This window comes from Serratia entomophila (genome assembly GCF_021462285.1).
Taxonomy (GTDB): domain Bacteria; phylum Pseudomonadota; class Gammaproteobacteria; order Enterobacterales; family Enterobacteriaceae; genus Serratia; species Serratia entomophila.
Window position 1 is genome coordinate 2,682,207 of record NZ_CP082787.1, and the last position, 12,204, is coordinate 2,694,410.

Sequence of the window (12,204 nt, forward strand, 5' to 3'; positions counted from 1 at the left end):
AAACATCAAGGGCGCCGCGGCGCCCTTTTTATTGGCCCTATTTCACCACCGCCATCTGCTCACGCAGCGCCGCCTTGGCCTTGGCCCGTTTCGACCACATTGCGGTGACGATCGGCACCAGAATCGAGGTGACGATCACCGAGGTGGCCACCAGCGCCGTCGCAGCCGGCGCCACCGGTTTGAACTGCGGCACCATCTCGGCGATCAAGACTGGGGTAGCGACCGCGGCGCCGGCGGAACTGGAGGCCGCTACTCCGGCCGTGCCATCCCCGCCGCCGAGCAGTTTATCGGCGATAATCAGCGGAATGCCGGTGATGACGATCACCGCCACGCCTAGCAGAACGCCCAGCAGCCCGGTCTGCGCGATCACCGTCAGATCGATGGTATTGCCCAGCGCAAAGGCGAAAAACGGGATCAGCGTCTGCACCGCTTTGCCGAAGAACTCCCGCAGTTCAGGATCGAGGTTGCCCAGCGCGAACCCCACCAGGAACGGCAGCACCGCGCCAACGAATACGTGCGGTTCGAATGAGGCGATGCCGGCGGTGCCAAGAATGACCATGGTCATCAGCGGGCCGGACTCCAGCGACATCAGCACGAAAGCGCCCGCCTCCTCCTTGCTGCCGTATTGCTGCATGATTGAGGCATACAACCCGCCGTTGGTCATATCCATCGCCGCCACCAGCGCCAGCGTCGACAGCCCGGCAAAGAAGCCGAACTCCACGCCGTTCTCCGGCATCAGGCGCGACGCCACCGCGGCCACCAGCCAGGCGACGGCGATTTTGGTCACCACCAGCGTACCGGATTTGCGCAGCACCGTGCCAGTAGCGCTAAGCTTGATAGACGCCCCCATGCAGAAAAACCACACAGCCAAGATCGGCACCGTGCCGCCAATCAAGCCGTTGGTAAAGGAGCCGAAATATTTTCCCGCCCCCGGCGCAAAGGTATGGCATACCGCGCCGATGAACAGCGGCACCAACATCATACCCCCCGGGATCTTGTCTATCGCACGTTTAATCTGCATCACGCATTCCACCCTGACCATGATTGAGTTAAGCAACGCATCGCCGACAGCCGCCATCCCGGGCGGGCGCGCATCGTGAAGATTTGGTCACTTAAACTAACTGTTCACCATGTGAATAAAAGTGATCGAACACGTAAAATTAAAACAATGTTTCATTTTTAAAGATCCATTGTTTCTTAACTGAATTTGGCGCGCAAAAAAAGGCGGCACAAGGCCACCCGATGACCACCAGGAGATCAGCTCAGCACGTTGGTGCCAAAGGCGCTCTGCCAGTCCTGTTCAAATTTTTCCACCGCGGCCTGTACCGCCGGCGCCGCCAGGAACTGTTCCGCCACGTCCACCGGCAGCGTGATGGCCTGGCAGCCCGCCAGCAGGCATTCCAGCGCCTGGCGCGGCGTTTTGAAACTGGCGGCCAACACCCGGGCATTGGGCGCATGCAGGTTCAGCAGCCGCTGCAGTTCGCGCACCATTTCGATGCCATCGCCCCCCTGCGCGTCCAAACGATTGACGTAGGGCGCAACATACTCCGCCCCGGCCAACGCCGCCAACAGCCCCTGGCCGGCGCCGTATACCGCGGTGCCCAACGTGGGGATCGACATCGTCTTGAGTTTCTTGATCGCCGCCAGCCCTTCGGCGGTCGCCGGGATCTTGACCACCAGCCCGGGCACTCGCTGGCTGAGCAGCGCAGCCTCCGCTACCATGCGTTCAGCATCGTTGGCCATCACCTGAGCAAACAGCTTGCCGGTGCCGCCCAACGCGTCACGCAGCGCGGGCAATACTTCCCAGATCGGCTTGCCTTCTTTCGCAACGATGCTCGGATTGGTGGTAACGCCGTGCAGCGGCAGAATGCGCGCCAGGCGTTTTACCGCCGTCACATCAGCGGTATCGAGATAAAGTTCCATCACGGGCTCCTGTGTCTTGTTCTGTGGGCGAATACAAACTCTGAATATCATAAGGCAAAAAACCGCCAGAATTTTGACCACAATCAGTTCAACCTTCGCCCGAAACATCTTTAATAGCCAAAAGACCCGGCGATCCCGGGGTTGGGAATTTCAGTCTGCAACGCGAGCACGCCAGACATTATCATGGCTGGAGTGCTGCGAGATAAATCTTTCTGCCTGCGCAACGGCCAGGCAACATCCTGACCTGTATCGTGATTTAGTGGTTCGGGTCGCTGGATATTCCGCGTTCTTTACCGCATTATCCCCTGACGCACAGGATGATATTATTGCGCGGACAGAACATACTCTTTAAACCATCACTTTTAGCAGCTGCCCCTTGGCGGCCGCACATCAGGCCGATATGAATTCAAGACAACAGACCATTTTGCAGTTGGTTAACGATCGCCGGCGGATCAGCGTCAACGAATTGGCGCGCGCGTCCGGCGTGTCAGAGGTGACCATTCGCCAGGATCTCAATCTGCTCGAAAAACGCAGCTATTTGAAACGGGTGCACGGCTCCGCCGTCGCACTGGAAAGCGACGACGTCGACGCGCGCATGATGTCCAACTTCACCCTCAAACAGCATCTGGCGCAATACGCCGCCGCGCAGGTCAACGACGGCGAAACCATTTTCATTGAAAGCGGCAGCGCCAACGCCCTGCTTGCGCGCTATATCGCCGAGCGCAAGCGCATTACGCTGATCACCGTCAGCCATTACATCGCCAACCTGCTGAAAGAAACCGACTGTGAGGTGATAGTGCTGGGCGGCATGTACCAGAAAAAAAGCGAGACCGTGGTCGGGCCGCTGACGCGCTTGTGCATCCAGCAGGTGCACTTCAACAAGGCGTTTATCGGCATCGACGGGTTTCACGCCGAGACCGGCTTCACCGGCCGCGACATGATGCGCGCCGACGTGGTCAGCGCAGTGTTGGCGAAAGGCGTGGAGAATATCGTGCTGACCGATTCCAGCAAGTTTGGCCAGATCCAGCCCAACCCGCTGGCGCAGCCGGGGCAGATCAGCCGGGTGATCACCGACTCGCGCCTGGCGCTGGAATATCAGCACCAGCTCAAACGCCAGGGCGTTCAGTTGGATATGGTCAGCGAATAGCGTTCAGCGCGGCAACCGGGAGCGCCGGGTTTTTAGGACTATTTACCTGTTTATCCTTACAGAGCGACTTATACTGAATTTCGACCGATTTCGCGGTCGTAGCTTTTGATTATTTGGCCTTTAACAAAAAATGCCATTTTTTATATCGGCACTGTATGGGAACCAACAGCAGGTCTTTTTATGGTTAACGCCTATACTTATAGGGCACTTCCATATAGCCAATGCTAAGGAGAAGTCATCATGATGATTATCAATAAACGTTTCGCCACCGCCGCTCTGGCCCTGACTCTGGCGTTTTCACTCAGCGCATGTTCCAACATGTCCAAACGCGACCGCAACACCGCCATCGGCGCCGGTGCGGGGGCTGTGGGCGGGGCTGTGCTGACTGATGGCAGCGCTCTGGGTACGCTGGGCGGCGCCGCCGTCGGGGGCATCATTGGTCATCAGGTAGGTAAATAACCTAGCCGACTAATTGTCAGATACCTCTGCCGGCAGGCTAGCAAAAGCGCTCGCGCTTTGACGCATTAAGCAAAATAAAGATTATTTCAGGTCTGTTTTTTTATTGAGTCTAATGGCTTTCGCCATTACGGGTTTCAGCCCGGCAGCACTTCCCTTAAGCCATGCCGTTGCATTGCGCCGCGGCATGGCGATCCGCCTTAACCGCCCGCCAGTTTGACCTTCATGCCCTTGGCTTCCAGCAGCTGCTTGAGCAGGTCGCGCTTGTCGCCCTGGATCTCAATCACGCCATCCTTGACCGAACCGCCGCAACCGCATTTCTTTTTCAGCTCGGCGGCCAGTTTGTCGAGCCCCGCATCGTCCAACTCAACGCCGGCGATCAGGCAAACCCCCTTCCCCTTGCGCCCGCTGGTCTGGCGCTGGATACGCACAATGCCGTCGCCCTTGGGGCGCTGCGGTTTAGCCTCTTCCTGTTTGATACGCCCGCTGTCGGTGGAATACACCAGGCGGCTGTTGTCATCGTTCATCAACTTGTCCTCAGGCCAGAGACGCGCGGATAGCGCGCAGGGCCGCGGCCGGATCGGCGGATTGGGTGATCGGACGCCCAATCACCATATAGTCTACGCCGGCGGACTGCGCCTGCACCGGCGTCATGATACGGCGCTGATCGCCGGCGGCGCTGCCTTCCGGACGGATGCCCGGCGTGACCAGCTGGAAAGCCTGGCCGCAGGCCGCCTTCAGCCTCTGCGCCTCATGCGCGGAACACACCACGCCGTCTAGCCCGCAGCCGTGCGCCAGCCGCGCCAGGCGCTCGGCATGCTCCGCCGGGCTGACGTCGATGCCGATACCGCGCAGGTCTTCCGCTTCCATGCTGGTGAGCACGGTGACGGCGATCAGCAACGGTGCATCGGCGCCATAGGGTAACAGCGCTTCTTTGGCGGCGGTCATCATGCGCGCGCCGCCGCTGGCGTGCACGTTGACCATCCATACGCCAAGCTCGGCGGCCGCCGCTACCGCATGCGCGGTGGTATTGGGAATATCGTGGAATTTCAGATCGAGGAATACGTCAAAACCGCGCGAGTGCAGATCGCGCACCAGCTGCGGCCCAAACAGGGTGAACATTTCTTTGCCCACTTTTAACCGGCAGTCCTGCGGATCAATACGGTCGGCGAACGCCAGCGCGGCGTCCCGATCGGCGTAATCCAGCGCAACGACGATTGGAGATGATCTTAAGTCATTGTTATTAGCGTTATTTTCAGACTTCATTTCTTCTACCTTCTGTAAAATGGACATAATCAGGAATTAACCCGCCAAACTGACCGCCGCATTCTACATGCCGGCCGGCAGAAATCCCAGCCGCAGCGCGCCCTGCGGTTAAGTAATGTTATGCCCGCCGTTCGTCATCGAACGTCAGGAAAGGCGCCATCGTAATAACCCAGCCAGCGTAAAGCACCGTAAAGAAGCGTAAATAGTCAATCAGATATTTTGAATGATATTATCAGCATTATCAGATTTTAAAGCCTCACAGATGGTTTATTATTCATCACATCGGAAGCGAACGGCTTCCTTCCTAAATAAACTGACTGGAGTCACCCATGAAAAGCATCAAATATTTTGCAGCAGCTGCCGCTATCACCCTGACGTCTTTCGCGACCTTTGCCGCTGAGCCTGTCAGCCCACAACAAGCCGGCGGCCTGACCGAGATCGGCGTCGTTTCTGCCGGCCACGCCACCACGCTGAGCGGCCTGGAAGCCAAGCTGGCCGCGAAGGCCGACGCTCAAGGCGCCAGCGGTTACCGCATTATTTCCGCCGGCGGCAAAAACCTGCTGAGCGGCAACGCGGTTATCTACAAATAACCCCCCGGTATATAGGGCTCGGCAAGCCGGGCCCTACCGCAATTCCCGCCTCGCATCGCTCAATTTTTCGCTCACTTTATTGTTACAAAAATATTAAATTTTTATTACACCCTAGACACCTTAACGCCGGTGGCTTAGCTTGAAGGCATCTTCCCGCAGAAAGGCTTTCAAAATGAGCGAGATATCTACACTAACTATCAAAATCCCTCTGGAACTCAAAGAAAAAATCCGTGCCGTTGCCGCCGATAACCAACTCTCTCTGAGTGCGGAAGTTTGCCAACGTCTGGAAGAGAGCTTTGCAGCGCCGGCCAAGGCAGAGAAAGCCGCTAAAAAACCGGCAGAACTGCACCACGAAGAGATCGATAATCAGGGTATCGAAGAAGAGATTGAGCAGCCGCTGAGCCAGAAAGAACTGAAGAAGCTGCGCCAGCTGCTGAAAACCGGCGCCAAAACCGGCAAGAAAAAGTAATAGGGAAACATAAAAAAACGGGGCGAAATCGCCCCGTTTTTATTGACGGCTATTGCCCGTCCAGACCCCGTATCGGTTTAACCGACGCCCAGGCCCGGCACGACGGGCAGTGCCAATACAACGAGTGGGCGGTAAAACCGCACTTGTGGCAGCGATAACGCGGCTTGGTGCGGATTTGCTCGCCCACCATGTCGCGCAATAGCAGCAAACTCTCCTTAGCCCGCCCGTCTTCGGCGTCCGCCAGGTGATAGTCCATCAACCGGTAAAATACGCGCATGGTCGGATGGCGCTGCAGCTGGCGATTGATATATACCTGCACCACATCGCGCCCTTCATGCTGCTCGATAATCTCCGCCAGCATCAGCTCGGCGGTCGCACCGGTATTTTCTTCCACGCAGCGCTTGAGGAAGTCGGCCCAATCCTGTTGCTGATCCGGTAAATGCTGGTAGCACTCGTGCAGCATCGGCAAGGTCTCGCTGACCAGTTCCTTGTCCTGGTTCAGCACCCGCTGCAGCGATTCAATCGCTTTGGCGTAGTCGCCCTGCGCCATATGTATGCGGCCAAACATGATGGAAACGCGGGCGCACTGCTTATCCGCGGAGGCGGCGCGCTTCAGCAGGCCCATCGCCTTGTCGAGATCGTCGCTGCCCATCGCCTGCAGCGCCAGCTCGCAGTAAAAGTGGGCAATTTCGATGCGCTGTTTGTCTTTGCCCAGCTTGACCAGTTTTTCCGCCACGTCGATGGCTTGCAGCCAATCGCTGGTGGCCTGGTGAATAACCAACAGTTGCTGCAAGGCCGAGATGCGGAAATCTTCTTCGTCGACCAACTGGCTGAACATATCCTCCGCGCGATCGTACATACCGGCGGCCATATAGTCGCGCCCCAGCTGTTGCACCGCCAGCAGGCGTTGTTCGAAGGTAAGAGAGGAGCTTTCCATCAGCGCCTGATGGATGCGAATGGCGCGGTCGACTTCGCCGCGCGAACGGAACAGGTTACCCAACGTCAGGTGAGCCTCGACGGTATTGCTGTCCTCTTTCAACATGTCGAGGAACAGATCGACCGCTTTGTCCTGTTGGTTGGAAAGCAGGAAGTTCACCCCGGCCACGTACTCGCGCGACAGACGGTTGGCTTCCTGCTGTTTATCCTGCTGAGCACTTCTGCGCCCCATGTACCAACCGTACGCGGCAGCCACGGGCAGCAACAGAAACAGCAGTTCTAACATAGAGGATTATTCCTTGCTGACAACGGGCTGAGCCGCCGGCTCAGCAGGCTGTTCAAGCTGCAGCTCCAGCCTTTTGATCTTGCGCTCGGCGCGCCCCAGCGCAATGCGGGTACGCAGGTAAAACAGCCCGCAAATGACCCAGCCCAGCACAAAACCGACGCCAAACAGCGCGGCCAGCAGGGTCGAAACGCGATAGTCGCCCTGCGCAAGTAAGTAGTTAAAACTCACTACCTGATCGTTATGGGCGCCTAACGTGACAGAAATCACGAAGATCACCAGAACCAACAAAAAAATCAGCAAATATTTCACATTCTTTCCCGCGATGCCGAGTTAATCGGATGAATTATGCCCATGCGTGGCGTCCCTAACCATTAAGTTAGCATTTCCCATTGCGGCAGGGAAACCCTGCCGCACGATAAAACCACATATCTGCTGGCATATTCGGCAGTAAACGGCGCTGCCGGGCAAATTAATGAGAAAGCTTCTCAAAATAACGGATTTATAAAGATATGGGGGCGACGGCGGGAATTGCAATGCGGCTAAATGTAAGCGTTTAATGCGGCCCGTAGCCGGGCCGACGCATTAAGTGACACAGTCACTAAGTAACGGTTTTTTACGGTTTGCGCTGCGCAATTTCCTGCTGTTCCTGCGGCGGTGGCGTCAGCGGCCCGAACCAACGCTGGGCCAGCCAGCAGGCCAGCGTCACCAGCAGCCAGCTGATAAGCGTTGCCATCACCAAATCGCGCGGCCAATGCATGCCCAGCGCCAGACGGCTGCCCATCACGCCGGTTGCCCACAGCATCAGCACAGCCACGGTTTTGTAATGGCGGCGCGGCCACAACAGCCCCACGCCAAGCAGTGCCCAGGTGGCGGCAAACAGGGTATGCCCCGACGGGAAAGCGAAGCCGGTTTCAAATTGCCAATGCTGGCGCAGCCAGCCCGGCACCAGGCTTTGCCCCTGCAGCTGCTCGCCCACCAGGGCGCTGCGCGCTTTGCGCGGCAGCGAGTAGAAGTACTTTTCTTCAACGCCATGATTCTGCTCGAGCCAGACCACAAATGGCCGCGGCTCCTGCACCCGATCTTTGATCAAGGATTTGACGCCCTGGCCAATCAATACCGCGGCGGCCAGCAAAATCGCCAGGCCAATGGCCGCTTTGAGACGAAAGCGCAGGCACCACAGAAACCAGGCGCAAAGGATGACGCTGGTGAGAAGCCCCCACGGCGAGGTGACGGTTTCGGTGATCCAAAACAGGCCCTTCAGCAACGCTTCATCGCCGCCCGGCTGCCATTGCCAGCCGCAGATCCAAATCGCCAACGGCATCAACAGCAGCAACAGCGCGCCGCCCGCCGTGCGTTTTGCTATTTCGTACATTCCCTACTCCTTCTGAACGATCCAACGGGCAGTGTAACAATGTTGCAATATCGATAACACGCCAAAAATTAAACAGATAAGCAACCTATCGCAATAATAGGCGGCGTTGAAACGCCATCTGCTGATTTGCTGAGCACCGCCAGGCAAGAAGTTGTGGCAAAATAGCCGATAATTAACGAAATAGAGATCGGCGTAGCACGTTTTAGTACTGGTCAGTTGGTTGAACCGGACGTAGGATGCGCAACAATGATTGAATCGGATGTGTTTGTGGAGAGTGACATGCAGCTTAAACGGGTGGCAGAAGCCAAACTGCCGACACCATGGGGCGACTTCCTGATGGTGGGATTCGAAGAACTGGCAACCGGGCATGATCACCTGGCGCTGGTTTTTGGTGATATTTCTGGCGAAACGCCGGTGCTCTCGCGCGTGCACTCTGAGTGTCTGACCGGCGATGCGTTATTCAGCCTGCGCTGCGACTGCGGTTTCCAGCTGGAAGCCGCGCTGGAGCACATTGCCGAAGAAGGCCGCGGCATCCTGCTTTATCATCGTCAGGAAGGCCGCAACATCGGCCTGTTGAACAAGATCCGCGCCTATGCCCTGCAGGACAAAGGCGCCGATACCGTGGAAGCCAACCACCAGCTCGGCTTCGCCGCCGACGAACGCGACTTCACCCTGTGCGCCGACATGTTCAAACTGCTGGGGGTGGATGCGGTGCGCTTGCTGACCAACAACCCGAAAAAGGTTGAGATCCTGACCGAGGCCGGTATCAACATCACCGAGCGCGTGCCGTTGATTGTGGGGCGCAACCCGAAGAACGAACGCTATCTGGCCACCAAGGCCGCCAAGATGGGCCACCTGCTGGACCAGAAATAACGCCGCAGCGGCGGAAACAATCAGGGCGCCTTACGGCGCCCTTTTTATTGGTTACAGCATTTTCCTGATCACATAGTGCAGGATGCCGTCGTTCTCGTAGTAGGTCAACTCATTGCCGGTATCGATGCGGCAACGGGTGTTGACCACTTCCTGGCGGCCGTCGGCGTAGCTGATGTGCACCGGCACCGTTTGCCCAGGCCGCAGGCTTTGCAGCCCGCTGACGCTGATCTGCTCGTCGCCGGTCAGCCCCAGGGTTTTGCGCGTGACGCCCTGCGGGAACTCCAGCGGCAAGATGCCCATGCCGATCAGGTTGGAACGGTGGATGCGCTCGAAGGATTCGGCGATCACCACCCGCACGCCCAGCAGGCGCGGCCCTTTCGCCGCCCAGTCGCGGCTGGAGCCTGAACCGTACTCTTTGCCGGCGATCACCGCCAGCGGCACTTTCTCTTGCTGATACTGCATGGCGGCGTCGTAAATCGACAGCTGAGTTTGCGACGGGATATGGCGGGTATAACCGCCCTCTACCCCCGGCACCATTTCGTTGCGGATGCGGATGTTGGCAAAGGTGCCGCGCATCATCACCTCATGGTTGCCGCGGCGCGAACCGTAGGAGTTGAAGTCCTGCGGCGCCACGCCATGCTCGCCAAGGTAACGGCCCGCCGGGCTGTCGCGCTTGATGTTCCCCGCCGGCGAGATGTGGTCGGTGGTCACAGAATCCGCCAGAATGGCCAGGATGCGCGCGTTTTTGATGTCCTGCACCGGATCAGGTTGCGCCTTCATGGTGCTGAAGAACGGCGGATGGCGGATATAGGTGGAATCCTCCTGCCAGTGATAAGTTGCCGAGCCGGTCACCTGAATAGACTGCCAGTTGGCGTCGCCGTCGAACACCTCGCCATATTCCTTATGGAACATCTCGGTGCGCACCTCTTCCACCGCCAACGCAATGTCCTTGCTGCTCGGCCAGATATCTTTCAGGTACACCGGCTGGCCGTCGTTGCCCTCGCCCAGCGGCTCTTTGGTCAGATCGATCTTCATGCTGCCCGCCAGCGCGTAGGCCACCACCAGCGGCGGTGAGGCCAGCCAGTTGGTTTTCACCAGCGGGTGAATACGCCCTTCGAAGTTGCGGTTGCCGGACAACACCGCCCCCACGGTCAGATCGCCCTCTTTAATCGCCTGTTCAATCGGATCCGGCAACGGCCCGGAGTTACCGATACAGGTGGTGCAGCCGTAGCCGACCAGGTTAAAACCGAGCTCTTCCAGGTACGCCGTCAGTTTGGCGCTGTCAAAATAATCGGTCACTACCTTGGAGCCAGGCGCCAGAGAGGTTTTCACCCAAGGCTTGCTGCGCAGGCCTTTTTTGACGGCGTTTTTCGCCAGCAGGCCGGCCGCCATCATCACGCTCGGGTTGGAGGTGTTAGTGCAAGAGGTGATCGCGGCGATCACTACCGCGCCATTGTGCAGCTCATGCCGTTGGCCATCCAACGTAAAGGGTTTGCTTTCCGCCCTGGCCTGCGGCCCGCCGACGTCCAGCTCGGTGGCCGCGTTGAACGCCTGCGGCACGTTTGGCAGCGCTACGCGGTCCTGCGGGCGTTTCGGGCCGGCCAGGCTGGCTTCTACCCTGGACATATCCAGTGCCAGCGAGCTGGTGAACACCGGCTCATCCCCTGGATTGCGCCACATGCCCTGCGCTTTGGCGTAGGCTTCCACCAGCGCAATTTGCTCGGCGCTGCGGCCGCTGAGTTTCATGTAGCCCAGCGTAATTTCATCCACCGGGAAGAAGCCGCAGGTGGCGCCAAATTCCGGCGACATGTTGGCGATGGTGGCGCGGTCCGCCAGTGGCAGATCGGCCAGGCCGTCGCCGTAAAACTCGACAAACTTGCCGACCACGCCGTGTTTACGCAGCATCTGGGTCACGGTCAACACCAGATCGGTGGCGGTAATGCCTTCGCCGAGCTTGCCGGTGAGCTTAAAGCCGACCACGTCGGGGATTAGCATCGACACCGGCTGGCCGAGCATCGCCGCTTCCGCTTCGATGCCGCCCACGCCCCAGCCGAGAATGCCCAGACCGTTGATCATGGTGGTATGGGAGTCGGTGCCCACCAGGGTGTCCGGATAGGCGATGCGCCGGCCGCTTTCATCGCTGTGCCAGACGGTCTGGCCGAGGTATTCCAGGTTAACCTGATGGCAGATGCCGGTACCAGGCGGCACTACGCGGAAGCGGTTGAAGGCTTTTTGCCCCCAACGCAGGAAGGTGTAACGTTCGTGGTTGCGTTGCATTTCGATGCGCACGTTTTCTTCGAAGGCATCGTCGTCGCCAAACTCATCGACGGTGACCGAGTGGTCGATCACCAGGTCCACCGGCGACAGCGGGTTCACCTGATCGACGTTGCCGCCGAGACGCTGTACCGCTTCGCGCATCGCCGCCAGATCCACCACCGCCGGCACGCCGGTGAAGTCCTGCATCAGCACCCGCGCCGGGCGATAGGCAATCTCGCGGTCGGCGTGGCCGGTTTGCAGCCAGCCAACGATGGCCTTCAGATCGTCAACCTGCACGGTGTCGCCATCCACATGGCGCAGCAGGTTTTCCAACAGCACTTTCATTGACTTGGGCAGCCGGTCAATATCCCCCAACTGCTTCGCCGCCAGCGGCAGGCTGTAATAGTGATACTCTCTATTCAGCGCAACCAGCTTATCCATACTTTTTTCACTAAGATCGGACGACATAGCTCCTCCATTTCTTATTATGACTAAAACAGGGTAATCACTGAGGTCTTGTTTAAAGATACCACAAAGAGACATTAACGTTTTGATAACAACACGTTTTGATCAGAACGATAGGTGGAAACAATCAGGGACGGGAAGTTGCTGTCTGGCCAAGGGGTTAGG

The 12,204-nt window shown here is 58.1% G+C and carries 13 protein-coding genes and 1 pseudogene; 6 read left to right on the forward strand and 8 right to left on the reverse strand.

The features are described from left to right. Positions 1-37: 37 nt before the first annotated feature. A complete protein-coding gene (gene kdgT, locus KHA73_RS13055; RefSeq protein WP_234584751.1) occupies positions 38-1,021 on the reverse strand; it encodes a 2-keto-3-deoxygluconate transporter in 984 nt (327 codons plus the stop codon). A 236-nt stretch (positions 1,022-1,257) separates the two neighbouring features. Then, the gene (gene fsa, locus KHA73_RS13060) at positions 1,258-1,923 is read right to left on the reverse strand and encodes a fructose-6-phosphate aldolase (RefSeq protein WP_234584752.1); all 666 of its coding nucleotides are present in this window, start codon (positions 1,921-1,923) and stop codon (positions 1,258-1,260) included. Between the two features lie 139 nt (positions 1,924-2,062). Between fsa and KHA73_RS24555 the strand changes: the two are divergent. From KHA73_RS24555 to osmB, 3 genes and pseudogenes are all read left to right on the forward strand, one after another. Further along, positions 2,063-2,275, forward strand: a pseudogene (locus KHA73_RS24555) (glycine radical domain-containing protein); the annotation flags it as partial. Positions 2,276-2,323: 48 nt separating this feature from the next. Next, positions 2,324-3,070 (forward strand): DeoR/GlpR family DNA-binding transcription regulator, encoded by a 747-nt coding sequence (locus KHA73_RS13070; protein WP_234584753.1) that lies wholly within the window; start codon positions 2,324-2,326, stop codon positions 3,068-3,070. A 240-nt stretch (positions 3,071-3,310) separates the two neighbouring features. After that, a complete protein-coding gene (osmB, locus tag KHA73_RS13075) occupies positions 3,311-3,529 on the forward strand; it encodes an osmotically-inducible lipoprotein OsmB (RefSeq protein ID WP_004945176.1) in 219 nt (72 codons plus the stop codon). 197 nt (positions 3,530-3,726) lie between these two features. Here osmB and yciH read toward each other — a convergent pair whose 3' ends face one another. Beyond that, complete coding sequence (yciH, locus tag KHA73_RS13080; protein ID WP_234584754.1) at positions 3,727-4,053, reverse strand: stress response translation initiation inhibitor YciH; 327 nt, start codon at positions 4,051-4,053, stop codon at positions 3,727-3,729. Positions 4,054-4,063: 10 nt separating this feature from the next. Next, complete coding sequence (gene pyrF, locus KHA73_RS13085; RefSeq protein WP_234584755.1) at positions 4,064-4,792, reverse strand: orotidine-5'-phosphate decarboxylase; 729 nt, start codon at positions 4,790-4,792, stop codon at positions 4,064-4,066. Between the two features lie 329 nt (positions 4,793-5,121). Here pyrF and bhsA point away from each other — a divergent pair, with 329 nt between their 5' ends. Both bhsA and KHA73_RS13095 read left to right on the forward strand, forming a co-directional pair. Beyond that, the gene (bhsA, locus tag KHA73_RS13090) at positions 5,122-5,382 is read left to right on the forward strand and encodes a multiple stress resistance protein BhsA (RefSeq protein ID WP_234584756.1); all 261 of its coding nucleotides are present in this window, start codon (positions 5,122-5,124) and stop codon (positions 5,380-5,382) included. A gap of 172 nt (positions 5,383-5,554) precedes the next feature. Continuing rightward, the gene (locus KHA73_RS13095) at positions 5,555-5,851 is read left to right on the forward strand and encodes an Arc family DNA-binding protein (protein ID WP_234584757.1); all 297 of its coding nucleotides are present in this window, start codon (positions 5,555-5,557) and stop codon (positions 5,849-5,851) included. Positions 5,852-5,900: 49 nt separating this feature from the next. Here the strand turns inward: KHA73_RS13095 and lapB are convergent, their stop codons facing one another. From lapB to pgpB, 3 genes are all read right to left on the reverse strand, one after another. Further along, a complete protein-coding gene (gene lapB / locus KHA73_RS13100; protein ID WP_234584759.1) occupies positions 5,901-7,073 on the reverse strand; it encodes a lipopolysaccharide assembly protein LapB in 1,173 nt (390 codons plus the stop codon). 6 nt (positions 7,074-7,079) lie between these two features. Further along, positions 7,080-7,382 (reverse strand): LapA family protein, encoded by a 303-nt coding sequence (locus KHA73_RS13105; RefSeq protein ID WP_234584760.1) that lies wholly within the window; start codon positions 7,380-7,382, stop codon positions 7,080-7,082. Between the two features lie 304 nt (positions 7,383-7,686). Next, on the reverse strand, positions 7,687-8,445 hold the full coding sequence (gene pgpB, locus KHA73_RS13110) for a phosphatidylglycerophosphatase B (RefSeq protein WP_234584761.1): 759 nt from the start codon (positions 8,443-8,445) through the stop codon (positions 7,687-7,689). 279 nt (positions 8,446-8,724) lie between these two features. On the opposite strand from pgpB, the gene ribA reads away from it, so the two are divergent. Continuing rightward, complete coding sequence (ribA, locus tag KHA73_RS13115) at positions 8,725-9,318, forward strand: GTP cyclohydrolase II (protein WP_234591266.1); 594 nt, start codon at positions 8,725-8,727, stop codon at positions 9,316-9,318. A gap of 51 nt (positions 9,319-9,369) precedes the next feature. Here the strand turns inward: ribA and acnA are convergent, their stop codons facing one another. Then, positions 9,370-12,042 (reverse strand): aconitate hydratase AcnA, encoded by a 2,673-nt coding sequence (acnA, locus tag KHA73_RS13120; protein ID WP_234584762.1) that lies wholly within the window; start codon positions 12,040-12,042, stop codon positions 9,370-9,372. Positions 12,043-12,204 lie beyond the last annotated feature (162 nt).

Coding starts and splice junctions, on each gene's coding strand:
- kdgT (WP_234584751.1), bottom strand. CDS start 1,021: ATGCAGATTAAACGTGCGATAGACAAGATCCCGGGGGGTATGATGTTG.
- fsa (WP_234584752.1), bottom strand. CDS start 1,923: ATGGAACTTTATCTCGATACCGCTGATGTGACGGCGGTAAAACGCCTG.
- KHA73_RS13070 (WP_234584753.1), top strand. CDS start 2,324: ATGAATTCAAGACAACAGACCATTTTGCAGTTGGTTAACGATCGCCGG.
- osmB (WP_004945176.1), top strand. CDS start 3,311: ATGATGATTATCAATAAACGTTTCGCCACCGCCGCTCTGGCCCTGACT.
- yciH (WP_234584754.1), bottom strand. CDS start 4,053: ATGAACGATGACAACAGCCGCCTGGTGTATTCCACCGACAGCGGGCGT.
- pyrF (WP_234584755.1), bottom strand. CDS start 4,792: ATGAAGTCTGAAAATAACGCTAATAACAATGACTTAAGATCATCTCCA.
- bhsA (WP_234584756.1), top strand. CDS start 5,122: ATGAAAAGCATCAAATATTTTGCAGCAGCTGCCGCTATCACCCTGACG.
- KHA73_RS13095 (WP_234584757.1), top strand. CDS start 5,555: ATGAGCGAGATATCTACACTAACTATCAAAATCCCTCTGGAACTCAAA.
- lapB (WP_234584759.1), bottom strand. CDS start 7,073: ATGTTAGAACTGCTGTTTCTGTTGCTGCCCGTGGCTGCCGCGTACGGT.
- pgpB (WP_234584761.1), bottom strand. CDS start 8,445: ATGTACGAAATAGCAAAACGCACGGCGGGCGGCGCGCTGTTGCTGCTG.
- ribA (WP_234591266.1), top strand. CDS start 8,725: ATGCAGCTTAAACGGGTGGCAGAAGCCAAACTGCCGACACCATGGGGC.
- acnA (WP_234584762.1), bottom strand. CDS start 12,042: ATGTCGTCCGATCTTAGTGAAAAAAGTATGGATAAGCTGGTTGCGCTG.